The following is a 25,587-nucleotide window of genomic DNA, read 5'->3' on the forward strand; positions in this document are numbered from 1 at the left end:
TAAGAAAGGATAATACATGAATATGCTTAGTCTTTATATTTTAATATGGCCGGTGATTTCGACCGGTGTTTTGGCGCTGCTGGTTGTCTCGCTGTTCAGAGACATTATGCATGCACGCAAACACGGGTTGGTAATGATCTGACCCATATTAAAAAGGGCAGCAATCTTGCTGCCCTTTTTATTTGTTATAAAGAGATACGCCTTTTCATTTGCTTTTTGATGCTAGCTGTACCATATGAAGCAAAGGCGCTTGGGTCGGTGGTTAAAATCCGGCTTTCCCACGAAGGACTTTGTTGCGTCTGACTTTCTGCCTACGTTAAATGGTTAACGTGCGGGAAGGTTTCTGCGTGATTTATTGCGCAGACACGACAGCGCAAGTCGCGTGGGAACAGAATGTTTCACGCCTCGTCGTTTTCATGTAAAAAACTGATTGATATCAGGTTGCGCCTGATGTCGTGAATGCGGTGGCATATTATTATGCCTGCCGCTGAAAGAGATTAAATTGTCGAATGAAGATTTAAGCAGCTTTGCTGCATTAGGTATTACCGGAGTTTTGCTCAAAGGCGTTGAAGCATCCGGTATGACTGAGCCGAAACCAATTCAGCAGCAATCCATTCCGGCTCAGCTGGCCGGACATGATATTTTGGGTATTGCGCAAACCGGATCTGGTAAAACTGCGGCTTTCAGTTTGCCTATTTTGGAAAAAATTATCGGCCTTGGTGACAAACGTAAGGCGAAAACCGCCCGCGCACTCATCTTGGCCCCAACCCGTGAATTAGCGGTGCAGATTGAGCAGACAATCCGCACCATTTCAAAAAACGCTCATATTTCAACGGCTTTGGTTTTGGGTGGCGTTTCACGTTTGACCCAGATCAAACGTATGCAAGGTGGCGTTGATGTCCTGATTGCTACCCCCGGTCGTTTGACCGATCTGGTGCGTGAAAACTGCATTGATCTGTCCGATACCCGCTGGTTGGTTCTCGATGAAGCCGACCGCATGTTGGATATGGGATTCATCAATGATGTGAAGCGCATTGCCAAGGGCACACATAAAGATCGCCAGACCGCATTATTTTCTGCAACAATGCCAAAAGAAATCGCAACATTGGCTCAAAGCTTGTTGCGTGATCCTCTACGCGTTGAAGTGGCCCCGCAAGGCACAACTGCTGCAGAAATTACTCAAATTGTGCATCCGGTTGTAACCAAAGAAAAACGCCGTACTTTGTCCGGTCTTCTGACCGATCCTGCAATGAAAACGGTTATCGTATTCACCCGCACCAAACATGGCGCGGATGCGGTGACACGCCATCTGGAGCGTGATGGTTATGATGTGGCTGCCATTCATGGCAATAAGTCACAAAATGCCCGTCAGCGTGCTTTGAATGGCTTCCGTGACGGTTCGGTTCGTATTCTTGTTGCAACTGATATCGCTGCGCGCGGCATTGATGTGCCGGGTATTACGCATGTGGTCAATTATGACCTGCCGGATGAGCCGGAAACCTATGTACACCGTATCGGCCGTACAGGTCGTAATGGTGCCGATGGTGCATCTATTACGCTTTATGATCCGGGTACCGAAAATCCGAAATTACGTGCAGTGGAACGCGTTGTCCGCAATAAGCTGCCGATGAAAGATGCGCCAGAGCCTAAAGGCCCGATGCCGGAACGCCCGCGTCTGGACAAGCCGGAAATTGCTGATCGTCCTGCCAGTAACCGTGGCAAGCCAGGTGGCCAGAAAGCGGCAAACCGCAATTCACGTCCAAAGTTCCGTGCTGAGCGTAGCGAAGATCGTGGAGAAGCTGTCTGGACCAATGATGGACGAGGTGAACAGCGCAGCAATCGTGGGTCATCTGCCCAGCCTGCTAAAAAGCCATATCGCCGTAGCCGTCGCCCGCAAAATACGGGTGGGCGTGCTGCCTGATTGGCTTGCTCAAAAATGAAAAACTAACAAAAGCCGCTATGTTACAATCATAGCGGCTTTTTTGATGTTTGGGCGCATGAAACCTTGCTCAAACAGCTTCAAATCCGCAACATATTTGCTTGAACTGTGAGTAGCTTACTCCTAGCCTGACCTCTCGAACTGATGTTAAAGTCATATTTTGAAAGGGAAATCCCATGCAGTCTGTGATAGATGCAATCGGCAATACGCCTTTGATCCGCTTGAAAAAAGCATCTGAGATCACTGGCTGCGAAATATGGGGAAAGGCCGAATTTCTCAATCCCGGCCAATCGGTCAAGGATCGTGCCGCGCTTTATATTATCAGGGATGCGGAGAAGCGTGGCGTCTTGCGTCCCGGTGGTGTGATTGTGGAGGGTACTGCCGGTAATACCGGTATCGGCCTCACAATGGTTGCCAAAGCGCTTGGTTATCGCACCGTCATTATTATTCCGGAAACCCAATCGGGGGAAAAGAAAGATGCTTTGCGTCTGCTGGGTGCCGAACTGATTGAAGTGCCTGCCGCGCCTTATGCAAATCCGAATAATTATGTTCGGATGTCGGAACGTGTGGCACAGCAATTGGCGCTAACAGAACCGGAAGGCGCTGTTTGGGCAAATCAGTTTGATAATCTGGTCAATCGTCAGGCGCATATTGAAACAACAGCGGAGGAAATTTGGGCTGATACTGATGGAAAGATTGACGGTTTTGTCAGTGCAGTTGGGTCTGGTGGCACTTTGGTTGGCATCGGACTGGGGCTAAAAGCAAAAAATAAAAATATTAAAGTGGCTCTGGCTGATCCGTATGGCGCGGCTCTATATTCCTATTACACGCAAGGGGTGTTGAAAGGAGAGGGTGATTCCATCACTGAGGGCATCGGGCAGGGACGCATTACCGGCAATTTGCAAGGTTTCACTCCGGATCTGGCTTATCGCATCAGCGATAGCCAAGCACTGGAAATCCTTTATGATCTGGTGCAGCATGAAGGCCTATGCCTTGGTGGCTCCAGCGGTATCAATATTGCCGGTGCGATTGCTCTTGCTAAAGATTTGGGCCCCGGCCACTCTATCGTAACCGTTTTGTGTGATTACGGAAACCGTTATCAATCCAAGCTGTTCAATCCGGCCTTTTTGCGACAGAAAAATCTGCCTGTTCCGCAATGGCTGGAGAAAAAGACAGACATATCAGTGCCATATGAAAGTGTACCATGACCTATAACACGAAGAAGCTTTTTCAGGATGATGCCTATTTACAAACAGCTGAAGCAGAAGTTGTGGCCATTACCGAGACAGGTGGTATCATTCTGGATCAAACCGTGTTTTACGCGACATCCGGTGGCCAGCCCGGTGATAGCGGCAGTCTGACACGTGCAGATGGTACGCAAATCCGCATTTTCACTACCATTACCGGCACTGATAAATCTGAAATTGTGCATCAGCCGGAAGAGGGCGCGCCAACTGTCAATGTCGGAGAAAAACTGACATTGCGGATTGATTGGGAGCGCCGTTTGAAGCTGATGCGTATGCATACAGCCTGCCATATTCTCTCTGTCGTTTGCCCGTTTCCAATCACTGGTGCCGCAGTTGGAGAAGATGAAAGTCGCGTTGATTTTGCTGCGCCTGATGCACTTTACACAAAAGAGCTTGTCACTGAGAAAATGATGGAGCTTGTTAATGGCAATCATCCGATCCATATCAAGTGGATTAGTGATGAGGAGCTGATTGCCAATCCAGGTTTGGTGAAATCTAAAAATGTGCGCCCGCCTGTTGGCAGCGGCCGTATCCGGCTGGTAGAAATTGGTGAAGAAGCTGCGCTGGATTCGCAACCTTGTGGCGGTACGCACGTTTCAATGACAGGTGAGATCGGTGCATTGCATATTGGCAAGATCGAGAATAAGGGCAAAGAAAACCGCCGGTTCCGCATTCGCTTTGGTAATGTCGTTTCCGTTTAAGGTTTTAAACCGGTCATGGACCATGGGAGATCAGAATGACGCAGACAAGCCGTTTTGTTGTATCACGTGACTGGTTGTTGGAAAATTTAAAGACACCAGGTGTGAGGATTGTTGACGCCTCATGGTATTTGCCGGCTTCCGGGCGTAACGGCAAGGCCGAATTTGAGGCCGGACATATACCCGGTGCGATCTTTTTCGATCAGGACGAGATTGCTGATCATTCAACAAATCTTCCTCATAGTTTGCCCTCACCGCAACTTTTTGCCCATCATATGGGCGCGGCAGGTATCACTCCACATGATACGATCGTGGTTTATGATGGAGCAGGTTATTTCTCGGCTCCACGCGTTTGGTGGATGTTCCGCATAATGGGAGCAGAAAACGTTTTTGTGCTCGATGGTGGTTTGGATGGCTGGAAAAAAGCCGGTTTTCCATTGACCACAGAAGTGACCAAAACTGCCGCATCCCTTTTCAAGCCTAAGTTTAATGCTGATGCGGTGGTAGGCTTTGATGAGATGCTCGAAATTGTCAATCAAGGTTCGAGCCAGATTGCCGATGCGCGCGGTAAGGGACGGTTTACCGCGCAAGAAGCTGAACCGCGCGCGGGTCAGCGCTCCGGTCATATGCCGGGCGCGCGCAATGTGCCGGTGACTGAAATTTCTAAAAATGGCGAACTAAAGTCACTGGAAGAATTGCGTGATGTTTTTGTAAATGCAGGTATTGATTTATCGAAACCTGTCGTAACCAGCTGCGGTTCCGGTGTAACTGCGGCTGCACTTATTTTTGCTCTTGAATCACTCGGCCATGAAAAACACCGTCTATATGATGGTTCATGGAGCGAATGGGGAGGGCGCAGCGATACCCCAATAGTGACTGGCGAGGCTGATGCCTGATACTGAAAACAAAACTGTGGTAACCCGTATAACTTATTTGGAATTGGCGCAGCGTTTGGAATATACGCTGCCGGTTCCGGCCGGAGTTCGGCTGGCGATCATGCGGGCAAGTGATATGCCGCTGCATTTCTACCGTTATCTCTATACCCAAGTGGGAAAAGACTATAATTGGTGGTCAAGAGCAAGTGTTAGCGATGAAGAGTTGGCGGCATTTATTCATAGTGAAGACACTGAAATTCATGTGCTTTATGTGAATGGTTCGCCTGCCGGTTTTTGTGAGTTGAATTTAAAAAATCTATCCGATCATGTTGAACTGGTATATTTTGGTCTGATCGGAGATTTCCACGGGCGCGGCCTGTCTCGATTTTTTTTAAGTGAAGCGCTGAGTGCCGCATGGCTGCACGAGCCGCAAAAGTTGAAACTGCAAACCTGCTCGCTGGATAGTCCCAAAGCGTTGCAACTCTATCAACGGATGGGGTTTACTGCGACCGCTTGGCGAGAGGAAGAAGTGCCATATCACCATGAGTCATCTCAACAATGATTAGTCTGTCATAAAACTGGTTACAAAATGCCGGTTTTATGCGCTTTTCTGACGAATTTCAGTGACTATTTTGTCTGGATCAACACTGGTTTCACTAATAAATACAGAGCAATTGCGCCCTCTTTGTTTTGCAATGTAAAGAGCCTGATCGGCACGGCTTAGAATTTGTGAGTTGCTTTCATTCTTGGGGGCTGTCGTGCAGCCAATGCTGACTGTCAGCGGATAAAGCATGTCTTCATCACTATAAAAATGCGTGGCATCCACTTCCGAGCGGATGCGATCGGCAACGCGTTTTGCCGTATCTCCGCTGGCATTAGGCAGAAAAACACAAAATTCCTCTCCGCCGATGCGTCCAACAAGATCGCCTTTGCGGGTGACATTTTCAATGGCAAATGCGATGAGTTTGAGTGCTCTGTCACCGGTCGCATGGCCGAAATTGTCATTGATTGCTTTGAAATGATCGGCATCAATCATCAAAAAAGCACCGGTTTCAATGCGTGCACGGGCGATTTTTACCGCTTCAAATAAGGATTCCCGATTAAGTAAACCGGTCATATGGTCAATTTTGGCGCGCGCTTGTAATTCGGCATGGGCAATTTCAAGCAAATTATGTTGTTCGTTAAGCTGGCGATATTTAGTCAACAAAATGCACAGTGATGGAAACGCCGTTACAATAGGCAAAATAGCACTTAAAACAATCGCGGTTATACTAACCGGATTGCCGAGTACAACGCCTACCAGCCATGTAACCAGAACAGAAAGTGCGGTTACGGCTATGGTCACAAGGGCTGCTTTTAACAGCGTGGACTTTATCATGACAACTTCTGTGTTTTTATAAACAGGAATGGTACAATCATTTTATGTGCATGCGTGTTTTATTGCTGGCGTAATCAAAACCTACACACAACAAAAAATCCCGGAAGGCGGAGCATGATCATTGACGCTAACCATTTTTATTGATGCATCGTGAGATCACAGGCCGAATAGTCAGCAACAATTAAGTTCTAATCCTCCGACCTGCACTGGATGCAAAAATACGCCCCCTCCGGCAGATCAATACCCCTTATCAGGACATCAGTAAAGCTACAAGTATAAGTAGCAAGCCAAGCATGGACAAAACCCAGCAAAGGCTGCGAAATGGTCCTTGGCCGATGGCATAGAGCGGCAAATAGACGATACGCGCTACAAGATAAAGCCATGAGCCTGTCAATGTTAGCGTGCCGGTTTTGTCCGCGATATGTGCAATTAAAACGGCTGCGATAAAGAGCGGGAATGTTTCATAAAAATTCTTTTGCGCTCGTTGCAGGCGCCCCGTGACAAGGCCGACTGGTGGGCCTTGTTCATCTCGCGCACTCATATTATATTCCCGCCCTGTTTCACGGGTACGAAATGCGGCTGGCGCCAGAATATAGACAATGGCCAGAAAAAGAGAGGCCGTCAGCAAATAAAGCTCGGTGGTCATGCTTTATCCTTTGCCTGTTGTTTCAATTGCATCGTGCCGTTTTGTCGACGATTGAGATGCCATGAAAAGGCTTCTTCCAAAAGGTGCGGCGTGTGGCCGCCACGCGCGCAGGCACGATCAAAATAATCATTCAATTGTTCACGATAATCCGGGTGGGCACAATGATCAATAATCGTGCGTGCACGCTCACGCGGGGCGAGGCCGCGCAAATCTGCCAGTCCCTGCTCGGTTACCAAAATATCCACATCATGTTCGTTGTGATCGACATGGGTAACCATCGGTACGATGGATGAAATCTGGCCATTTTTGGCAACGGACTTACTGACAAAAATGGAAATATAAGCATTACGGGCAAAATCACCCGAACCACCAATACCATTCATCATGTGTGTGCCATCAACATGGGTGGAATTAACATTGCCGTAAATATCAAATTCCAACGCCGTGTTGATCCCGATGATGCCCAGACGACGAATGACTTCCGGATGGTTGCTTATTTCCTGCGGGCGCAGGATCAGTCTGTTGCGATAAAGATCGAGATTATTATAAACGCGCTCGGCGTAAGGCTGGCTGAGCGTGATTGATGATCCTGAAGCAAAATCAAGTTTGCCTGCATCGATCAAATCAAAGGTCGAATCTTGTAAAACCTCGCTATACATGCGCAGATTATGAAAAGGGCTGTCAACAAATCCTTTCAAAACCGCATTGGCAATGCTGCCGATGCCTGCTTGCAAAGGGTTGAGGCTCATATTGAGACGGCCCTTTTGCACTTCATCTTCCATAAATTTGATCAGATGCTGTGCAATTGCCGATGTTTCATCATCAGCCGGTTCAACCGTCGAGGCGCTATCATATTCATTGGTAATGACAATGGCAGCTATTTTATCGATAGGGATCGGAATATAAGGCGTGCCGACGCGACTGTTGCAATCCATGACTGCGATTGGTTCACGCGATGGGCGCTTGGTCGGGATATAAATATCGTGCAAACCCTCCAGCGCAAGCGGATGGTTGAGATTGATTTCGACAATGACTTTTTCAGCCAAAATGGCAAAGCTTGCTGAATTGCCGATTGAGGTCGTTGGAATAATCGCACCATCTTCATTGATGGCGAGTGCTTCGACGACAGCATAATCAATAGGGCCGATTTGGTTTGAGCGCAATTGCTCAACTGTTTCGGAGAGGTGCTGGTCAATGAACATCACCTCGCCGCAGTTGATGGCGGCGCGCAAGGTTCGGTCGACCTGAAATGGCATGCGTTTTTTGAGAATCTTTGCTTCAGTTAAAATTTTATCAACGTCATGACCAAGCGACGCACCAGTAATCAATGTGATTTTAAACGGGTTTGTTTTGGCAAGTTCTGCCATTGCAACAGGAACGGCTTTAGCGTCGCCTGCACGGGTAAAACCGCTCATGCCGATAATCATGCCATCTTTAATCAGGCTTGCCGCTTCCCGGGCTGAAACGATTTTGCTCATCAATGATTGATTGCGGATACGTTTTTCAAGCATTCGAAACCTTCCGGTGCCGTCATTCAATTTTGACCGGCACGATATTCATGACACAAAATTAAGCTCTCTTTACAGAGATTATGTTCTTTTCTTGATTGTTAGATCGGCAATTCCGAAGCAGAATGCAATTGCTTTTGAAACTTAACGCTGGATTTCTTTTCTATCAATTAAATTAAAGTATTAGGTTTTTGTAATAGCACTATGATTTATCGATAATAAAATCAGTTTTAGTAAAATAAAAAAGGGATCACTTTGCAGTGATCCCTTCATTGTTAAGATGGCTATATTGATTAGCGCAAACGGCCGCTCGCATGGGCAAGCATTGTGTAAACCTTGCCTGTGTCGGATGTCAGATATGACTGGGTCACCATCTGGTCACGATCACTGCGTGCTACGTCTTCAAGCAGACGCTGGAAGTCGTTCATATAGCGATCTACGGCGCGACGGAATTCAGGCTCGTTTTCATATTTACGCTTGATCTCTGCAAATGTCTGTTCCCCCTTGGCAGTGTAGAGACGGCGCGAGAAGATATTACGTTCACCACGGCGATAACGGGTCCATAGATCAACCGCTGCTTCGTGATCAATTGCACGCGCAATATCCATTGAAAGCGAGTTCAGCGACTCTGTATTTTGTGTTGTTACACGGGGTGCCGCTGCTGGTTTGTCTTCCTCACGCGATGCACGTGCCAGCAAATCCGAGACCCAACCGCGCGGTTTTTCATTGGTTGGCTGTGCAGGTTTGCTTGCAGTAAAGCTTGGCTGTGGAGCCGCTGTAACGCGTTCTTCACTTGAACGGGCAACCGGTGCTGCTGCTTCCTGATAGACCGGATTGCTGGCCGCAGCAGGAATCGCAGGGCGTGGTGCACGTGCCTGACTGCGGTCTGCCTGATCGTCACCGACATCAACAAGACGACCCGATTTATTGACGATCTGCGCCAGTTCTTTCAAGGCGTTAATCTGCTCGGAAACAGCCTTACGCATGGCAGTGGTGGATTCTTTTGCCTGTTCAGGCATGTCCAGTACGCCACGCTGCAATTCACCACGGGTTTCTGTCAGTTCGACACGAATTTCAGTGGCTGTGCGGCGGATTTCGTCAGTTGCAGAAGCAAATTTCTGTGCAGCTTCTTCGACAAGGCTTGCAACGTTGTCACGCAGGTTTTCAGCCGATATACGTGTCTGGCCTTCGGCGCGTTCGAAGCTGTTGCTGACCAGTTTCTCGAAGGACTGCATCAGTTGCTGGATGGATTCTGACTTGGACACAAGACCGTTTGCCAGTTTGTCCAACGCTTCCTGACGTTCCGACAATGTACTTGTCAGGCCATTTTGTGCAGAATTGATCATTTCGGATGCAGAAGCCAGAACTTGACTATGAGCTTCAAAACGACCGGCAATGTCACCAATCTGCAGCAATGTATTGCCTGACAGTTCTCGTAAATGACCAAGATTATTATCGATCAATTGGGTTGAGGCGCTGAACATTTCAGCTGCTTTATAGGTATTTTGCGCAAAATTCGAAGTCGATTCGACCAGTTTTGTGTCGACATCGCTCAAGTTACGGGTTGCTGCATCAATCAGTTGCCCCAACTGGCCGTTTGAAGCCGAGAGACGATCAATCAGATCACTAACGCCTTCGGAAAGACCGGTTTTGGCCTCCTGAACTGCGGCGATGGTATCAGCGGTACGATTTGCCAGAGCGTGAACGAGCGCCGCATTTTCCGCACGCAATCTGTCGGTTGCAGCATGGGTTGCTTCTTCAAGCTGCGAGGCAAGACCACGGCCGCTGTCGGCCAGGCGCTGAACGAGAGGTTCAGCAGTATCAGCCAGAATATTGGTGATTTCCAGTGAGCGAGCTGCAAGAACTGCGTTGAGTTCACGGGTGCGTTCTTCAAGCGTTACAGCTGTTGTGTCGGTTACCTGTGCAATACGGGCTTCAACAGAACCAAGTTCCACTGTGATTTGCGAACCGATATCGCCGATACGTGTTGCAATCGCATCCGCACGTTCATTGAGACGAGCTTCTGTACCAGACAGATTGTCTTCAATACGGGCAGCAAACGCATCGCTGTGGCTGGCCAATGTATCGGTCGTTTTTGCTGCTGTATCAGCAATGCGTGCTTCGATAGCAGTGAGACCACCGGTCAGACGATTTTCGATATCATGCAGGCTCGAGGCCACTTCTGAAGCACGGCTATCAAGGCGCTGCTCGGTACCGCTCATCGTGTCGATCAGGCGGGCACTGAATTCTGCACCGAACCCATCAAGCGTTTCACCAGCTTTGGCGGCTTCTTGTGAAAGGGTGCTGGCTGCCTCGACAATTTTCTCACGCAATGTGCTGGCAACCACACCCGCGCTTTGTTCAAGCGAGCGACGAACATTCTCAACACCCATAGTGAGTGCTTTTTCCATAGTCTGGGTGCGCTCTGTGATGATGCCTGATTGGCCGTCAAACACGGAATTGATTTGTTCGTTGCTGTTTTCAATAGCCGCTTGCAGGTTGGTTGTGCGATTATAAATAGCTTCTTGATAGCCATCGAGTGACTGGCTCAGCGAAACGGAAGCTTCATTGATGGACGAGTGCAGGCGATGCGAGCCGTCTTCAATGTTACGCTCATGGTTTTCCAACACTTGTGCCAATGCAGAAGTGTTGCTGCTTAATGTTTGCGCTATAATGCCGACGCGTTCATCCAGCTGGCGGGCATGATCTTCAAAGCCTGCACTCCATGCAGCCTTGCTTTCATTCATGATCAGTCCCATCGCCGTGTTACGCTCGTCGAGCATATTGACCAACGTGGCTTGTCCGCCTTGAATGGAGTTGCGGATTGCTGCAACGCGTTCATCAAGCACTTGAGCAAAGCTTTCGCGCTTTTCATTCAATGTTTCATTGAGAAGGCTGGTGCGTTCTTCCAAAGTCTGCGCCAGCAGATTTTGATTGCCCTCAAGTGCGCTCTGGATCGAGAGCATACGTTGATCAAGTGAACGGATATGATCTTCGAAATTCTGCCCCATCAAAGCATGGTTTTGTTCCATGGCCTGACGCAGCTCATTGGTGCGTTGTTCCAAAATGACTGCATGATTTTGCGAGGCATCGCTCAGCATATGCGCATTTTGTGAAACAGCCTGTTCGATATTGATGCTGTGTTGCGCCAGTGAATTGGCGTGTTCTTGAATGGCAGCTGCCACGCGGTCTGCTTCACTGCTGATTGAATCGGTGAAAGCATCGCGGCTTTCCGCCAACTGACCAGCAAATGCAGCGGCTTTTTCGCTCAGCAATGTGCCAACGCCATGGGTGATGGTATTGAGATCATCACCGATTTTGGATTTGGTTTCATCAATAATGGTGCTGATTGTCGCCCGACCACCAGAGAATGTGTCAGCAATTTCACGGGTACGTGCAATCAGATTTTCATTGATCTGACGTGAACGGGCTTCAAGAGCGGCATTGAGCTTCTCGGTGCTGGCATCCAGCGCATGGGCGCGGCTTTCAAACTCGCTGACCAGCGATGCGCCACGTTCGGTCAATGTATTATCCAGATTGGTCAGGCGCGTATCAAATTCGCTGACCATGGTATGGGTCGCATCACCAAGCAAGGTGGTAATGCTACTTGTACGTGTATCAAGGGCTTCGGTCAGTTTTTCCGTAATTGTGCGGGACTGCTCATCAATGGTGGTAATGCGTGAATCAAGAATTTCAGCAAAAGCCTGACCGGATGAAGTAATACCAGCCGCAATTGTACCGGTTTTGGTTTCAATCGCGTCAGTGATCGCACCGCCGCCCTCACGGATACCGTTGATCAGACGTTCACCGGTTTCAGATAAGACTGAGTTCAGCTGTTCTGATGCCTCCAGAACATTGTCGCGGATGATGGTTGTCGCACTTGTCAACTCTTCCTTGAGCTGTTCATGGGCGCCGCTGATAGAGGAGCGCACACGTTCAGCATGGCTGACAACAGCTTCACGTTCATTGTTCAATTCGCCAACAAGTGAGCGAATACGGACTTCGTTATCGGAATAAGCGCGTTCCAGTTCATTCACTTCCGATTGAACCAGAGTTTCAAGCTCAACTGCACGTGCAAGAGTGCGCTCGATGCCTTCATTCATAGCGGCAACTTCACGGCGCACAGCCTGACCGAGGTTTGAGACTCGGTCACCAGCCAGATTATCAGGTTCAGCCAGACGAAGCGCTGCCTCTGTCATGCGCCGCGCCGCTGACTGCATTTCCTGCGCACGGCGGATGAGCTGGGCAAAGCCCCAGAACATGACAATTGGAACGGCAACACCGGTTGCAACACCCAGTCCTGCGGGCGTGGCAAGAAAATCTCCAACGGATTTCAAAGAGGAGAAACCGCCGTTCAACGAACGGGCAAGCATGAAACCGCCTGCAGCCCATAAGGTGCTGACAGCAGTGGTTGTCCAGAAAATCTTTGACGAGCGTTCAATAGCACGGCGCGAACTGAGCAGCCCTTCGCCACGCAAATCATCATTGGCAGGCTTGAGAGCAGAGGCACGCGGCGACGAGCTGACGGCAGAGGCTTGCGAGGTAACAAGCTCGGCATCAGAATTGTTTTTTGGCTCAGAGTTGGCAGCTTTGACGGTTGGTGGTGATGGCGGGGCAGGTGGTGCCGCAACTACGGCTATATCATCCGCACGGTCATTTGGTGTGGTGATTGCGGTTTCCGCTTCTTCTTTGCGTCCGGCCATGAGAGCGGCATTTTGCTCGCTGGCCAGTTCTTCTGCCGCGCGCGAAATCTGCAACTCCAGATCATCTAATGAGATGTCGTCATCAATGGCGTCGAGATCCATATCCAGGTCGAACCCGTCGTTAAAATCGATGTCGAGCGCCTTTTCCAGCGCTGCTTCGACTTCAAGGTCGATCTTTTGTGCTTTGGTAGATGTTGCCATCGCTATTTTACCTCGTACTCATAAACTCTGTGAGAGCAGACGCGATTACGCGCGTCATACTTATCCCGCCATCTTGCATAGTACCGGCTTGCGAAGTTGAAGGAAATAGCGCAATCGCGCATTACCAAAAACTTTAAATAGAAGGTTAACGGAATAGTTCTGAATTTTCAAAAAGCCCAGAACAGATGGGTTTTCAGATTATTCCTGAATTGTGGAAATCTTAAGATTGAATGTCGCACCGGCAGATAGAATGCGCGCAAAGGCGCATTTTAAGTATGATTATCAACGTATTTTATTAAGTGTATAGTAGTTTTAGCTTATATAATGCTTGTTCATTTTTGAACGAATAAAGGCAAAAACGATTCTGTGGATAGAAATTTCATGCTGGTTTTGTCGGCAATATTTTGCAGAAAAAAGCCGAAAACGGTTGAAATTCAACATTTCTATTATGTGGTTGCACATTATTAGCATTTTGAAGGCATCATAGCACACTAATAATTGCGACCAATGATGAATTTTTATCCGGACCAAGCGGCATTTCATCAAACTGTAAACGGATGATAGTTTTGAAAGCTCATAAAGTAACCAATCAAACAATGCCGCTCACCGGAGCCAATGCTTATAACAGCGATCCGCTGATCATGAAAATTGTAAGCGGTTTTCCGGGAAACCTGCAGCGTGAGTTTGATCAAATCGGCCGTTATGTCTTGTCGCCTGAAGCGCAGGATCTCGCGCGTCTTGCCAATAATGAACTGCCAAAGCTTAAAAGTCATGACCGTTATGGTCATCGTATTGATCAAGTGGAATATCATCCGGCTTATCATGCTTTGATGCGTCGTTCGGTGGCCAATGGTTTGCATTGTTCTATATGGGAAGATGGCGCAGTCGAGGCGGGCAGAAGGCATCAAACACGAAGTTTACGTTTTTATTTAACGGCGCAACTCGAGGCAGGTCACCTCAATGCGCTGACCATGACCAATGCGTCATTGGCAGCTTTGATGTCGTCTTCTGATCTTTATAAACAGTGGTTACCGCGTATTATGAGCCGCAAATATGACCAGTCACATAAAGCGGCAAGTCATAAAAACGGTATTACGCTTGGCTTAGGTCTGACGGAAAAGCAGGGTGGTACGGATCTAAACGCTCTTAACAGTGAAGCCGTAGCTTTTGATAATGATAGCTATTTGCTTAATGGCCATAAATGGTTTCTATCGGCTCCGATGTCTGATGCGTTTTTAGTATTGGCGAAATTACCTGAAGGTTTGAGTTGCTTTTTAGCGCCGCGTGTTTTGGCTGACGGTTCGCCCAATGGATTCGCGTTTCAGCGTTTGAAAGACAAACTCGGCAATCGCTCTAATGCGACAGCAGAAGTCGAATTTGATAATGCTCATGTGCATATGGTGGGTAAGGCCGGTGAAGGTATCAAAACCATCACCGATATGGTGACGCTTACACGGCTTGACTGCGCTGTGGCTTCGGCTGGCCTCATGCATGCAGGGCTTTCCGAAGCCGTTCATCATGCACGTTCCCGCCAAGTGAATGGCGAGGCTTTACTCAATAAACCTCTGATGCAGCGGGTTTTAGCTGATATGGCGCTTGATGTGGCAGGAGCAACTGCACTTTCCATGCGTTTGGCGCGCGCTTTTGATATGGCAGCCAATGACCGCTTGGAGGCGTCCTTTGCCCGAGCAATGACACCGGTGGTGAAATATTGGGTATCAAAAATCGCCCCATCTCTACTTTATGAGTCGATGGAAGCGCTGGGCGGCAATGCCTATGTGGAAGAAAGTAATTTGCCTCGCCTATACCGCGAAGCACCGTTTAATGCGATGTGGGAAGGTTCGGGCAATGTGATGGCGCTCGATGTTGCGCGTGTTCTTGCCAAAGCGCCAAAGCTTTTTGACGAAGTGCTGGATTGGATTGGCAATCAGTTAGGGCGCAGCGGGCAAGGTACCGTCAATGTGCTGCGCGCTGCCATGCAACTAACTAATTCCGATGAAGGAGCTGCAAGATTGCTGACCGAACAACTGGCTTTTGCTGCCGCTGCGGCAGAGCTTCGTTACCAGGGTGCCGATCATGTGGCGGATGCCTTTATCGAAACCCGCCTTGGCGGTCAGTGGCGTACGACTTATGGCATGCTGGATGCACGCCATGATGCCAAGCGCATTGTTGATACGCTCTATCCGCCTGCCCAATAAGAATGCTTATAGCTCTGCTTCATGCTGACGGCGCAGTGTCTTCAAACGATCAAGAGCACCTTGCAGGATGAAAGCGGCAGCGGCAGAATCAATGCGTTCTGCCCGCTTTTGCCGTGAGACATCCATGCCGATCAGCGCGCGTTCTGCGGCAACAGTTGAAAGCCGCTCATCCCAAAACACAAACGGAATATCGGTTAAAGGCTGCATAGTGCGCACAAAAGCCTTGGTCGCCTGCACACGCGGGCCCGCTGTGCCGTCCATATTCATCGGTAGGCCAATGATAATGGCGCAGACTTTTTCCTCCGAGAGTTGTTTGAGAAGGATTTGCGCATCAATGGTAAATTTTACCCGTTTTATAACAGGGCGGGGATTGGCAAAGGATAAACCTAAATCAGAAATCGCCAGCCCGATAGTTTTGGTGCCCAGATCAAGACCGGCAATGGTTTGTCCTGCCGATTGACTGGATTGCAGAAGTGCAGGCAGTTCGGTGATTTCTAATATTGCCAAGTGTTTATACCTTTTTAGCGGCCCACTTTAAGGTGCAGCCTGACTTATTATTTGACATATATACCATTTATCATGGCCATTTATCACGGGTTGATGTTATTTTGGATAGCGTCATAACTGCGCATAAAGAAATCTTGAGGAAAAGTGAATGAAAATCACCTGGCTTGGACATGCGGCGTTTCGGGTGGAAACCGCCAATAGTGTTATTTTGATTGATCCGTTTTTGACCGGTAATCCGGGCTTTGCAGGTGTTGATCTCAAACAAGCCGCGCAAGGTGTCACCCATGTTGCACTTACACATGGTCATGGCGATCATATCGGCGACACGGTACAAATTGCCAAAGAGCATGGGGCAGTCGTACTGGCTAATGCCGATCTGGCTGCATGGCTTGCCTATCAAGGCGTTGAAAAGACGGAAGCCGGCAATACGGGTGGCACGACTTTTATGGATGATTTCAGCATGACCTACGTCAATGCCTTGCATTCATCTGCAACAATTACCCAGGATGGTGTTTCGCATTCATTGGGCAATGCCAATGGTCTGGTGTTCCATTTTGAGGATGAGCCGACACTCTATCATATGGGCGATACGGATATTTTCTCCGATATGGCTTTGATCAATGAATTGCATCAGCCGGAAATCGGTATCGTGCCGATTGGTGATCGTTTCACGATGGGCAGTGCAGTAGCCGCTTTGGCTTGCCAGCGTTTCATGTCGTTTGAGACAGTATTGCCTGCGCATTATGGTTCATTCTCGGTGCTTGAAAAAACAGCTGATAATTTCATTAAGGCGATGGAAGATGCGAAGCAAACAAAAGTGGTGGCAGCTGCGGCCGGAACCTTGCAAAATTATTGATTGCGCTTGAAAATGCGTCAACAATATTGCGCTACAGCCAAGCCAGCGTTATAGCCGTTGTTAAATGATGCCAAAGCAGATCTGTTGTTATGGCTTTAAACAGAATTTCCGGAGTTCAGAATGTCCGTTGATATTACTACAGTCAAACGCGTTGCTCACCTTGCGCGCATCGCGATCAGCGATGACGATGCAGAGCGTATGACGGGCGAAATTAATAATATGCTGGGCTTTGTTGCTCAGCTTGATGAAGTGAATGTAGACGGCGTCGAGCCAATGACATCTGCTATGCCAATGAAAATGCGCTTGCGTGACGACGTTGTCAGCGACGGCAATATTGCCGAAGCCATTGTCGCCAATGCACCTGTAACAGAAGACAATTTTTTCGTTGTACCAAAAATGGTCGAATAATTATTTCAAGCGCGCAATAACGCTGCTTTTAATGAATTGTCACTTGGCGGGACTACAGAAATTTGCGCGATCTGCGCATCAACAGGATTAAACAATGACCGATTTAACCGCACTTACGATTGCTGAAGCGCGTGATAAGTTAACAAGCAAAGCGATTACAGCGACCGAACTGACTGAAGCTTATTTAAGCGCGATTGATACCGCCAACAGCCAGTTTAATGCTTATATTGCTGTGACCCATGATCATGCACGTCAGATGGCTAAAACATCTGATGAGCGTCTGGCCAAAGGTGAGGCCGGTGCATTGGAGGGCATTCCCCTCGGCATCAAAGATCTCTTTGCAACCAAAGGTGTTCATACACAGGCTTGCTCGCATATTCTGGATGGATTCAAGCCGGAATATGAATCAACTGTCACCGCCAATCTTTGGGCTGATGGTGCGGTGATGCTCGGTAAGCTCAATATGGATGAGTTTGCGATGGGCTCTTCCAATGAAACATCTTTCTACGGTCCGGTCACCAATCCATGGCGCGCCAATGGTTCGGATGCAAAATTGACCGCTGGTGGCTCTTCAGGTGGTTCAGCGGCCGCCGTTGCGGCCAATCTTTGCGTTGCAGCCACAGCAACCGACACTGGCGGCTCGATCCGTCAGCCGGCAGCTTTCACCGGTACCGTTGGTTTCAAGCCGACCTATGGCCGTGTCTCGCGTTGGGGCACCGTTGCTTTTGCCTCATCTCTTGATCAGGCAGGCTCGATCACCCGCGACGTGCGCGATGCAGCTATTATGCTGAAATCCATGGCTTCTTTTGATGTCAAAGACAGCACTTGTTTTGATCTGCCTGTTCCGGATTACGAAGCGGTTCTCGGCAAATCTATTAAAGGTATGCGCATTGGTATTCCAAAAGAATATCGCGTTGATGGTATGCCTGAAGACGTTGAAAAGCTGTGGCAGCAGGGTATTGCTTTCCTCAAAGACGCCGGTGCCGAGATCGTCGATATTTCTCTGCCGCACACGAAATATGCGCTGCCTGCATATTACATCGTTGCACCTGCTGAAGCTTCGTCCAATCTGGCACGTTATGATGGCGTTCGTTACGGCCTTCGCGTTCCGGGCAAAGACATTGCCGACATGTATGAGCAGACCCGTGCCAAAGGCTTTGGCTGGGAAGTCAAGCGCCGCGTCATGATCGGCACCTATGTGCTGTCAGCCGGTTATTATGATGCTTATTACTTGAAAGCACAAAAAGTCCGCACATTGATCAAAAAGGATTTTGAAGACGCCTTTAATCAGGGTGTGGATATGATTCTCACCCCGTCCACGCCTTCGTCAGCCTTTAAAGTGGCTGATGCTGAAATGGCGGCCGATCCGGTAAAAATGTATCTGAACGACATTTTCACTGTGACTGTGAATATGGCTGGTTTGCCGGGTGTGTCGGTTCCTGCCGGTTTGAATGCTGATGGCTTGCCTTTAGGCTTGCAGCTCATTGGCCGTCCGTTTGGTGAAGAAGCATTATTCCAGGCTGCTCATGTCATCGAGCAAGCCGCAGGCCGTTTTTCACCGGCTAAATGGTGGTAAGCATCAATTTTGATACTAAGCACTCATTGAGTGCATGATTTGTTTGAAACCGGCATAGTTGTAAAACTGTGCCGGTTTTTATTTTTCTCAATTATCAGAATCATAAATGTGACTAAAAATTATGTGCTGGAGGCGCCAGTCAAGGATATGATCGTAAAAAATGTTTCATATATCTAAGGGGTAAATACAGCTAAAGGTTTGTTTTATTATATTTTTTTACAATTTTCGGATGTAATGATTGAGAAATTAAAACTATTTTTGTGTTTTTCGCACTTTTATGCGCTTTTTTTGAATTTGGTGCTTGCGCGAGTCAGATTTATTGCTTAAACGACGCTCACACAGTTGATACAATCAGCTGCGGGCGATTAGCTCAGTTGGTAGAGCGCTTCGTTTACACCGAAGATGTCGGGAGTTCGAGTCTCTCATCGCCCACCATTTTAAAACATTCCCATAATATTTCAGTATTAATTATGCATGCTTCTTGCATATGGGATGTATGATTTTTTTGTCATTTCATCCATATAATCCGGCTTGTTTTTAATCAAATAAATCAGGTCTTTTTCCCGATAAATAATTGTGTTTGTTGAATTTTATGCTTGCAACTGTCAAATTTATCTCGTAATAAGCAGCCACACAGTTGATACATTCAACTGCGGGCGATTAGCTCAGTTGGTAGAGCGCTTCGTTTACACCGAAGATGTCGGGAGTTCGAGTCTCTCATCGCCCACCATTCTAAATTAAAGCATTGATTATATTTAGCATTTTTAGAATACTTCCCGTATGGTGGCGGGATGAGAAAGAAATATTCTTCTTAAAAATTGATGGTCAGCTGAAGTCATATGACCATACATCGAATAGCATTTCGTACGTATAAAAACTCCTACTAAAGAGTAGTGCGGCTGAGGGTTTAAACGCGGACGTAACATATATACATATGTCATAGTTAGGTGTTTCTTCGTATTATGGTTTCTCATCTTGGGGGCGGGATTGCGATTACCATCAACATATGTTTGGAAGCGTACAGTAGTAATTTCTGTAATTGCTGCCGCTGCATCCATATCAATATCCACATTTGTTCGTTATTTAACAGGTGCTAACTCTGATACAATTACGATTATTGTTCGTTTAAGTTTGCCTTTTCTTATTGCTGTCCCTTTGGGAATATTCTGGTTTTCACGCTTGGAGCGATTAGAAGAATCGTATCGTAATGCAGTCAAGCAAGCCAATGAGCTAGCTCTGTTCGCTAACGTTGATCCCTTAACCGGATTGCTTAATCGGCGAAGTTTTATAGAGCAATTTAAGGCGGCGACAATAGCTCGTGTGAGAGGCTGGTTCTTAATTGCTGATATCGACTATTTGAAAGATATCAATGATCAATATGGCCATCCCGTTGGCGATGATGCAGTGATTGCTGTAGCAGAAGCTATGCAGAGTGTACTCCCACCTGATTGTTTGATCGCTCGTATCGGTGGTGATGAGTTCTGCGCATTTATTCCGAAAGCTTCATGCAGTAATCTTGATAATACCGTCGCACTTATCAGCAAACAAGCTGACAAGCTGTTGCAGAAAAAACGTCTGGAAGTTGATCAGGGTTTGTCTGTTTCTGTCGGATATATTGCAGTGAGAACAGGCCAAAGTTTCGAAGATGTTATGTCTTTATCAGATAAAAAACTTTACCGTAAAAAGAGCGAGAGAAATTTAAAAATTCCATTAGTGAGTTGAAGACGGAATATAGTCGAATGTATTTGACTGGAATTACGTTTTAAGCGGGATAAGAAAAGCGCCTAATTAAGCTTTAGAAGATCGAGTCTTATTCTTATTAGTGGCACTAACTATTAAAATGAGCTGTAGAAACTACATATATATGCGGTCAAGGAAATTGCATTTAATCATAACATTATAGCAGAATTTGTATTTCTTGTTTGCTTTTGCCGAACCTTCTAAAGCTTGCCTTAACGATCAAAAGGGATGGCTATGTCTAAAGGTTCAAAAATACCATTTTCACTTACTGGCAAAGGTTCGGTTGTAAAGCAAAAACTGGAGATTAATGGCACTCCGCTCACCATTGATGTTGTTGGCCACAGTGCCTTTGGCGGCGATAATAGTGCGCCAAGCCCGCTTGATTATGCCCTTGCTGCTTTGTCTTCCTGCACGCAGGTAACGTCTCAGATCATTGCTTCACAAGATCCGTCTATTAAGCTTGGTGAGTGGTCGATTGAACTCAACAGTCATCTTGATAATAGCGTACTGGTCTTTGGTGAAGAGGGTGTTTCTAATTTTTCTGATGTCCATCTCGATATTACAGTTGAAACCAATTTGGACGCTGAGAAATTTGCAGCCTTCGCATATGAAGTTGAACGACGTTGCCCGATGACACAACTTTTCCGTGGAAGTGGTGTCAAATTTTCAAGCGAATGGAAAAATATCGAGTTGCGTAAAGTGGCCTGATTGTCAGAGCCGTTAATTTTGTTAAAAAAAACCGCCCGACTGGGATGGGGCGGTTTTATAATTATACTTGTTGCTATTATGCGTGGTCTTTATCAGGCTGTACAAGATAAATCAGAACAGTAATGATGGTGATGAAGAAGCGGAATGCATCGGGAACGCCATTCCACTGTTTCGACATCCACATGCCGAACCATTCCCCACCAACAGACATAAATGCAACCTGCCATGTCAAAAAGCCAAGTGTCAAACCGGCAATTGCCCAGTTCTTCTTAGCGTTGAACGATGCGGCGCTGTCATTACGTGCAATCAAAAGTTTAAAACCACCAATCCAGCACATTAAAGCCGTCAGTGTTTCAAGTGTGATGATGCCTATGTAGCCGGTATGATGGAGCCATTCACTTTCAATCGCACGGTACTTGATTGTTGCATCAGGGAAGATTGTGTCCATTAGGAACACATGATGCACAAATGCAAAATTTGATCCGTAATCGGTGATATTTCCAAAAGCTACAAGTGTAGCGAAGAATGCGATTGCCAGCACCATAAGGGCTTTAGATAGTCGTAAAACCATTTTATAAATCCGTATCTACGAAAGTTAAAGGGCGTGAGTTAGTAATCGCTATTCCGAAAGCGTACGATACGAAAACCTCAACACGGTTTGCATCTTTTTTATAGATCCAGTGAAAAAAAGCATCAATCATAACTTAGTTTTAAGGTTAATGGGCGCGTGAATCTGTCTAAGTTTATTTTATGATGGCAATCAAACCAAAATTTATTGAGGGGGATTAGAAGTTGAACACAGTTAATCCCGTTCAAAGAAATCTATCTGAATGATGATAATTCTGGCCTTGAAAGAGTATCGATACGAAATAAACAATAACTGACAGGCGGATTTTCTGCCTTATAGGCTTATGTCTTGGTTGCATTAATTGGCACCCAAACAGATGACATTATTTGCAACCTTGATAAACTGGCTGATGCGGCACTTGCGTAAGGATCACGGATGCTTTGCACAATTGAGCAGGAAGGCTGATTATGCCAATAAACCGGAAAGCCTGGCAGCTTTATGAAGAGCATTACTAGTTATTATGGTAGTTTCATGGTCGTGCTTGCATTTCAGGCAGACCATGGCAGTCATCTCCAAGACTCGTAAGGTCAAATTTTGCCGTTGTGTTAAGAGGATGTTTTCTGTTTCTCTTAAATTTTCCACATTAAGGATTATGCCCATTTTCAATGTTGATCACAACTGACTATCCCAATTAATCAAATGCATATGTTGGTACCTCTGGGTACGCGAACGCAACTAAGGTCGATTAATTCGTTACAATTTCTGACCCGCTTCATTCCAGTAGCCAAAATGCATGCAAGTCCGTTTTTTATTTTTGCGTTTTGGATCCACTAATTTGGGTTGATCAATTGCTATAACAGAGCACAAGTTTGAATTCATAAGGACTTTATAAGCTTTTTTGTCAGCACGTACGATAATATTTTCTGAGCCCGCTAGTTGTTTAGGTCGGGCTTTAAATAATGCTTCATCTATTTTATTCAGTGAAACAAAGTTTTTACCAGCAATTTTGGTTAACTCATCTGGTTTGGTAGCCTGTAGGTTTTTAATTTCATCTGTGACTTTAATTAAATATTCATTGGCAAGACGAGCGAGATTTCTCTCCTTGGTATAATTATTATAAAGTTCTGTCTGTGCCTTGATATCATTTTTGAACGAAATATAAATCAGGCTAACTTCGTTCAGTAAAATAACGGTAGCCACAGTGGCCGCAACACCAATAATAACACCTTTCAGCAAAGAGATTTTTGTTTCAAAACCTTTAACGGACTTTTCAAAAATCTCTTTAAAACTTGCAGATTTTTTATTGTGTTCATTTCTGAATTCGTTTGCAGCCTGATCAAATACTGAGCGGATTTTTTCAATTTTTTCAGCTGAGAGTGTGGCTTCCTTTTTGGAAATCATTTTCTCATTTGTCGATTGCAGGTTATTGATAACCTTTTCAATAGCATCAGCGGTAGACGGATCTTGCGCGCGTAAAGCATTTTCCAGAGCATTGCGGTAGTTTTGTTTTAGTTTATCCATGCTGAAGGTACACTCATTCACATTTTAAAAATTACGTCGTAATCTTTAGAGCAAGAATCTTTAATAGTTTGTGGATTGTTTCGCTCATAACATACGCAGATGTAAAGGCACCGGAATGTCTGTTTTTTTATATAACATGAACGAACAGTATCTCGGCTATGTCTGCTTTAAAGTGATTATGTCAGGTCTTGATCATGATCAAAAACAAGAAATATTGCAATTCTTGCTGACATGATTGACTAAAAGATATCCGCTATCGGAGTTTCAAGCATTTTTATGGTGTTTTCTACAAAAAGCGTCATATCTCTGCGTCAAGTTAAAAACTGCCGATTTTCATGCAATTCCGCCGACAAAACCGCTTAGCTCATCAAGTCGTACCATCGCCATCCGCATTGAGCCACGGCAACCTTGCGCCTTACAGCGCGCACGTTGCTCCACTTCATCCAGATAAAGTTGTTCATGCCCTTTAATGGAGCTGATGATAGTTTTATTAATATAGACAAGGCGGCCGCATTTTTTGCAGGTCATCTCCAGCCTTTGATGATCTGCTAGGTCGCTGGCCTTATAGCGGGTTTTCCACCCTTTTGGAGAAGATGTCATTTAACCTCACCGGAAATCGTCAGGCGACAGAATACAGATATAACCGATTTTGCCGCTGAATTGCTCATCTGGCGGTGGTTTCCATTCGTCAAAGCTGGCAAGCGTTCTGGAATAGCGATTATTAAGACCATCAATTGTACTATTGGTTTTTCCAGATAATAGCAGGCAGGTATTCGCATTTAGTCGATCCAAAATCAGAACAAAGCAATCTGCTTTGTAAAACTATGTCCATTAATAGGTATATTTATCACTTATGGAAACTTGTTCCCAATTTGTTCTATATGTAAATAAGAGTCAAATTTTATTTTAAAGGTTACACACAAATAGGTCGAATCAAACACGCTTGTTAAGTGGCGCTGTTTTTTTTATAGCTTGTGAAAGGTGAAGGGCGAAAAACCAAAGCATCGATGAAATCAGTGGTATTTCAGACTTGATAATTTAGGATTTAATACTGTCACATAATGCTAAGTGACTAATATTATTATATTAATGCAACATTTAAAGAGAAAAGTGGTGCCCCCAGCAAGACTCGAACTCGCGACCCCCTGATTACAAATCAGGTGCTCTACCAACTGAGCTATAAGGGCAACCTTGATGCTGAAATAGCATATTAATTCAAAGAGTAAAGGCCAAAATCTAAAAAAACGTCGACTGGCTAAGTTTTTTTAGCTGTGCTACCCCTTTTTATGGATAAACTCACCAACTCGTCCACAGTTTGGCACTTACGGAGCCTGTAAAAACATATGTCGCGTGAATTTAAGACCTATCATTTCATTTCTTCCGGCACGAAAGATTCGCTTGAAGCCGAATCTTTGTGTGTTGCACGATATGGTCAGGTAAAAATAGAAGATGCAGATGTGATTATCGCCCTTGGTGGTGATGGTTTGATGTTGCAGACATTACGCGACTTTATGAATACTGGAAAACCGGTCTATGGGATGAATCGCGGCTCTGTTGGTTTTTTGATGAATGAATTTCATGTTGAGGAACTGCCTGAACGTTTGTCTGATGCACAATTGGAAACGATCCGGCCTTTAAGAATGCGTGCCAAAGCGGCAAGCGGGGGCGAGGTGGTCGCAATGGCCATCAATGAAGTTTCTTTGTTCCGCCAATCGTATCAGGCGGCAAAGGTACAGATTTCCATTGATGATAAAGTGCGGCTGGAAGAGCTGGTTTGTGATGGTGTCATGCTGGCAACGCCTGCGGGTTCCACTGCTTATAACTTGTCGGCGCAGGGACCGATTTTGCCACTGGAAGCACCGCTTTTGGCAATGACGGCTGTAAGCCCTTATCGACCGCGCCGTTGGGGCGGGGCACTTTTACCTAAAAATGTGACTGTACGTTTTGATATATTGGAGGCAGACAAGCGGCCCGTGAATGCAGTTGCGGATAATAAGGAAGTCAAATCCGTATTGAGTGTCACGATCCGTGAAGCCCGTAACAGCAAAATCAATATTCTGTTTGATAAAAACCATTCATGGGATGAACGGATTTTGACCGAGCAATTCCGGCATAATTGATGACGCACATTATAATGAGCAGATAAATTGTTCATCTCATCAAGAGAGAGATCAAATGTCTTATTTGTGTTTTTTACATTAAATCGGCCATTACAGGTTAAAATTTAAGCAAAATTCATGAATTGACGGGTCAAAATCCAACAAAAACGCCATTTTTGTTGACTTTTGCAGTTCTTCCTTTTAACGGAAA

Annotated in this window: 21 protein-coding genes and 3 tRNA genes; 15 read left to right on the plus strand and 9 right to left on the minus strand. The window is 46.3% G+C overall.

Translation table 11 applies throughout. The features are described from left to right. The first annotated feature begins 16 nt into the window (after window positions 1-16). The 6 genes from ACI0FR_RS12985 (at window position 17) to ACI0FR_RS13010 (ending at window position 5,321) form a co-directional block, all read left to right on the plus strand. Window positions 17-142: a putative transporter small subunit gene (locus ACI0FR_RS12985; RefSeq protein ID WP_374833218.1), complete on the plus strand. Its 126-nt coding sequence runs from the start codon at window positions 17-19 to the stop codon at window positions 140-142. Between the two features lie 339 nt (window positions 143-481). Continuing rightward, window positions 482-1,921, plus strand: a complete 1,440-nt coding sequence (locus tag ACI0FR_RS12990; protein WP_374833336.1) for a DEAD/DEAH box helicase — start codon at window positions 482-484, stop codon at window positions 1,919-1,921. Window positions 1,922-2,115: 194 nt separating this feature from the next. Further along, complete coding sequence (locus ACI0FR_RS12995; protein ID WP_404906233.1) at window positions 2,116-3,147, plus strand: cysteine synthase A; 1,032 nt, start codon at window positions 2,116-2,118, stop codon at window positions 3,145-3,147. After that, the gene (locus ACI0FR_RS13000; RefSeq protein ID WP_404906232.1) at window positions 3,144-3,887 is read left to right on the plus strand and encodes an alanyl-tRNA editing protein; all 744 of its coding nucleotides are present in this window, start codon (window positions 3,144-3,146) and stop codon (window positions 3,885-3,887) included. Before ACI0FR_RS12995 ends, ACI0FR_RS13000 begins: the two co-directional genes overlap by 4 nt. A 35-nt stretch (window positions 3,888-3,922) precedes the next feature. Then, the gene (gene sseA, locus ACI0FR_RS13005) at window positions 3,923-4,780 is read left to right on the plus strand and encodes a 3-mercaptopyruvate sulfurtransferase (RefSeq protein ID WP_404906231.1); all 858 of its coding nucleotides are present in this window, start codon (window positions 3,923-3,925) and stop codon (window positions 4,778-4,780) included. Beyond that, window positions 4,773-5,321: a GNAT family N-acetyltransferase gene (locus ACI0FR_RS13010; RefSeq protein WP_404906230.1), complete on the plus strand. Its 549-nt coding sequence runs from the start codon at window positions 4,773-4,775 to the stop codon at window positions 5,319-5,321. Before sseA ends, ACI0FR_RS13010 begins: the two co-directional genes overlap by 8 nt. A gap of 36 nt (window positions 5,322-5,357) precedes the next feature. On the opposite strand, the gene ACI0FR_RS13015 is transcribed toward ACI0FR_RS13010, so the two are convergent. From ACI0FR_RS13015 to ACI0FR_RS13030, 4 genes are all read right to left on the minus strand, one after another. Then, window positions 5,358-6,137: a GGDEF domain-containing protein gene (locus ACI0FR_RS13015; protein WP_404906229.1), complete on the minus strand. Its 780-nt coding sequence runs from the start codon at window positions 6,135-6,137 to the stop codon at window positions 5,358-5,360. Between the two features lie 250 nt (window positions 6,138-6,387). After that, window positions 6,388-6,783: an MAPEG family protein gene (locus ACI0FR_RS13020; RefSeq protein ID WP_374833230.1), complete on the minus strand. Its 396-nt coding sequence runs from the start codon at window positions 6,781-6,783 to the stop codon at window positions 6,388-6,390. Continuing rightward, window positions 6,780-8,294, minus strand: coding sequence for an acetyl-CoA hydrolase/transferase family protein (locus ACI0FR_RS13025; protein ID WP_404906228.1), 1,515 nt, complete (start codon window positions 8,292-8,294; stop codon window positions 6,780-6,782). Before ACI0FR_RS13025 ends, ACI0FR_RS13020 begins: the two co-directional genes overlap by 4 nt. 290 nt (window positions 8,295-8,584) lie before the next feature. Next, window positions 8,585-13,195 carry an apolipoprotein A-IV repeat region-like domain-containing protein gene (locus ACI0FR_RS13030; protein ID WP_404906227.1) on the minus strand — a complete coding sequence of 1,537 codons (4,611 nt, stop codon included), beginning with the start codon at window positions 13,193-13,195 and terminating at the stop codon, window positions 8,585-8,587. A 566-nt stretch (window positions 13,196-13,761) separates the two neighbouring features. On the opposite strand from ACI0FR_RS13030, the gene ACI0FR_RS13035 reads away from it, so the two are divergent. Continuing rightward, window positions 13,762-15,393 carry an acyl-CoA dehydrogenase family protein gene (locus ACI0FR_RS13035; RefSeq protein WP_404906226.1) on the plus strand — a complete coding sequence of 544 codons (1,632 nt, stop codon included), beginning with the start codon at window positions 13,762-13,764 and terminating at the stop codon, window positions 15,391-15,393. A 6-nt stretch (window positions 15,394-15,399) separates the two neighbouring features. Here ACI0FR_RS13035 and ruvX read toward each other — a convergent pair whose 3' ends face one another. Then, window positions 15,400-15,900 (minus strand): Holliday junction resolvase RuvX, encoded by a 501-nt coding sequence (gene ruvX, locus ACI0FR_RS13040; RefSeq protein ID WP_374833238.1) that lies wholly within the window; start codon window positions 15,898-15,900, stop codon window positions 15,400-15,402. A 148-nt stretch (window positions 15,901-16,048) separates the two neighbouring features. Here ruvX and ACI0FR_RS13045 point away from each other — a divergent pair, with 148 nt between their 5' ends. From ACI0FR_RS13045 to ACI0FR_RS13075, 7 genes are all read left to right on the plus strand, one after another. Then, window positions 16,049-16,756, plus strand: a complete 708-nt coding sequence (locus tag ACI0FR_RS13045; protein WP_404906225.1) for a metal-dependent hydrolase — start codon at window positions 16,049-16,051, stop codon at window positions 16,754-16,756. Between the two features lie 120 nt (window positions 16,757-16,876). After that, window positions 16,877-17,164 carry an Asp-tRNA(Asn)/Glu-tRNA(Gln) amidotransferase subunit GatC gene (gene gatC / locus ACI0FR_RS13050; protein WP_404906224.1) on the plus strand — a complete coding sequence of 96 codons (288 nt, stop codon included), beginning with the start codon at window positions 16,877-16,879 and terminating at the stop codon, window positions 17,162-17,164. A gap of 94 nt (window positions 17,165-17,258) precedes the next feature. Continuing rightward, entirely contained in the window at window positions 17,259-18,740 is a 1,482-nt protein-coding gene (gatA, locus tag ACI0FR_RS13055) for an Asp-tRNA(Asn)/Glu-tRNA(Gln) amidotransferase subunit GatA (RefSeq protein WP_374833244.1), read from the plus strand. Between the two features lie 359 nt (window positions 18,741-19,099). Then, window positions 19,100-19,175, plus strand: a tRNA-Val gene (locus tag ACI0FR_RS13060). Between the two features lie 219 nt (window positions 19,176-19,394). After that, window positions 19,395-19,470, plus strand: a tRNA-Val gene (locus tag ACI0FR_RS13065). Window positions 19,471-19,727: 257 nt separating this feature from the next. After that, window positions 19,728-20,462 carry a GGDEF domain-containing protein gene (locus ACI0FR_RS13070; protein WP_374833246.1) on the plus strand — a complete coding sequence of 245 codons (735 nt, stop codon included), beginning with the start codon at window positions 19,728-19,730 and terminating at the stop codon, window positions 20,460-20,462. Window positions 20,463-20,714: 252 nt separating this feature from the next. After that, on the plus strand, window positions 20,715-21,188 hold the full coding sequence (locus ACI0FR_RS13075; protein WP_404906223.1) for an OsmC family protein: 474 nt from the start codon (window positions 20,715-20,717) through the stop codon (window positions 21,186-21,188). Between the two features lie 76 nt (window positions 21,189-21,264). Here ACI0FR_RS13075 and ACI0FR_RS13080 read toward each other — a convergent pair whose 3' ends face one another. The 4 genes from ACI0FR_RS13080 to ACI0FR_RS13095 form a co-directional block, all read right to left on the minus strand. Next, the gene (locus tag ACI0FR_RS13080; protein WP_374833250.1) at window positions 21,265-21,759 is read right to left on the minus strand and encodes a DUF2165 family protein; all 495 of its coding nucleotides are present in this window, start codon (window positions 21,757-21,759) and stop codon (window positions 21,265-21,267) included. 750 nt (window positions 21,760-22,509) lie between these two features. Then, a complete protein-coding gene (locus ACI0FR_RS13085; protein ID WP_404906222.1) occupies window positions 22,510-23,277 on the minus strand; it encodes a hypothetical protein in 768 nt (255 codons plus the stop codon). Window positions 23,278-23,610: 333 nt separating this feature from the next. Next, complete coding sequence (locus ACI0FR_RS13090; RefSeq protein WP_404906221.1) at window positions 23,611-23,877, minus strand: hypothetical protein; 267 nt, start codon at window positions 23,875-23,877, stop codon at window positions 23,611-23,613. Window positions 23,878-24,388: 511 nt separating this feature from the next. Next, a tRNA-Thr gene (locus ACI0FR_RS13095) sits at window positions 24,389-24,464 on the minus strand. A gap of 156 nt (window positions 24,465-24,620) precedes the next feature. On the opposite strand from ACI0FR_RS13095, the gene ACI0FR_RS13100 reads away from it, so the two are divergent. Further along, a complete protein-coding gene (locus ACI0FR_RS13100; RefSeq protein ID WP_374833256.1) occupies window positions 24,621-25,397 on the plus strand; it encodes an NAD kinase in 777 nt (258 codons plus the stop codon). The last annotated feature ends 190 nt before the right edge of the window (window positions 25,398-25,587 follow it).

Source organism: Paenochrobactrum sp. BZR 201-1 (assembly GCF_044987585.2).
GTDB classification, from domain to species: Bacteria; Pseudomonadota; Alphaproteobacteria; order Rhizobiales; family Rhizobiaceae; genus Paenochrobactrum; species Paenochrobactrum pullorum.

What these genes read in the sequence shown, in the direction of transcription:
- ACI0FR_RS13030 (WP_404906227.1), bottom strand. Translation starts at nt 13,195, where the DNA reads ATGGCAACATCTACCAAAGCACAAAAGATCGACCTTGAAGTCGAAGCA.
- ACI0FR_RS12985 (WP_374833218.1), top strand. Translation starts at nt 17, where the DNA reads ATGAATATGCTTAGTCTTTATATTTTAATATGGCCGGTGATTTCGACC.
- ACI0FR_RS13010 (WP_404906230.1), top strand. Translation starts at nt 4,773, where the DNA reads ATGCCTGATACTGAAAACAAAACTGTGGTAACCCGTATAACTTATTTG.
- ACI0FR_RS13090 (WP_404906221.1), bottom strand. Translation starts at nt 23,877, where the DNA reads ATGACATCTTCTCCAAAAGGGTGGAAAACCCGCTATAAGGCCAGCGAC.
- ACI0FR_RS13080 (WP_374833250.1), bottom strand. Translation starts at nt 21,759, where the DNA reads ATGGTTTTACGACTATCTAAAGCCCTTATGGTGCTGGCAATCGCATTC.
- ACI0FR_RS13015 (WP_404906229.1), bottom strand. Translation starts at nt 6,137, where the DNA reads ATGATAAAGTCCACGCTGTTAAAAGCAGCCCTTGTGACCATAGCCGTA.
- ACI0FR_RS13025 (WP_404906228.1), bottom strand. Translation starts at nt 8,294, where the DNA reads ATGCTTGAAAAACGTATCCGCAATCAATCATTGATGAGCAAAATCGTT.
- ACI0FR_RS13000 (WP_404906232.1), top strand. Translation starts at nt 3,144, where the DNA reads ATGACCTATAACACGAAGAAGCTTTTTCAGGATGATGCCTATTTACAA.
- ACI0FR_RS13085 (WP_404906222.1), bottom strand. Translation starts at nt 23,277, where the DNA reads ATGGATAAACTAAAACAAAACTACCGCAATGCTCTGGAAAATGCTTTA.
- ACI0FR_RS13020 (WP_374833230.1), bottom strand. Translation starts at nt 6,783, where the DNA reads ATGACCACCGAGCTTTATTTGCTGACGGCCTCTCTTTTTCTGGCCATT.
- gatC (WP_404906224.1), top strand. Translation starts at nt 16,877, where the DNA reads ATGTCCGTTGATATTACTACAGTCAAACGCGTTGCTCACCTTGCGCGC.
- ACI0FR_RS13075 (WP_404906223.1), top strand. Translation starts at nt 20,715, where the DNA reads ATGTCTAAAGGTTCAAAAATACCATTTTCACTTACTGGCAAAGGTTCG.
- ACI0FR_RS12995 (WP_404906233.1), top strand. Translation starts at nt 2,116, where the DNA reads ATGCAGTCTGTGATAGATGCAATCGGCAATACGCCTTTGATCCGCTTG.
- ACI0FR_RS13045 (WP_404906225.1), top strand. Translation starts at nt 16,049, where the DNA reads ATGAAAATCACCTGGCTTGGACATGCGGCGTTTCGGGTGGAAACCGCC.
- gatA (WP_374833244.1), top strand. Translation starts at nt 17,259, where the DNA reads ATGACCGATTTAACCGCACTTACGATTGCTGAAGCGCGTGATAAGTTA.
- ACI0FR_RS13100 (WP_374833256.1), top strand. Translation starts at nt 24,621, where the DNA reads ATGTCGCGTGAATTTAAGACCTATCATTTCATTTCTTCCGGCACGAAA.
- sseA (WP_404906231.1), top strand. Translation starts at nt 3,923, where the DNA reads ATGACGCAGACAAGCCGTTTTGTTGTATCACGTGACTGGTTGTTGGAA.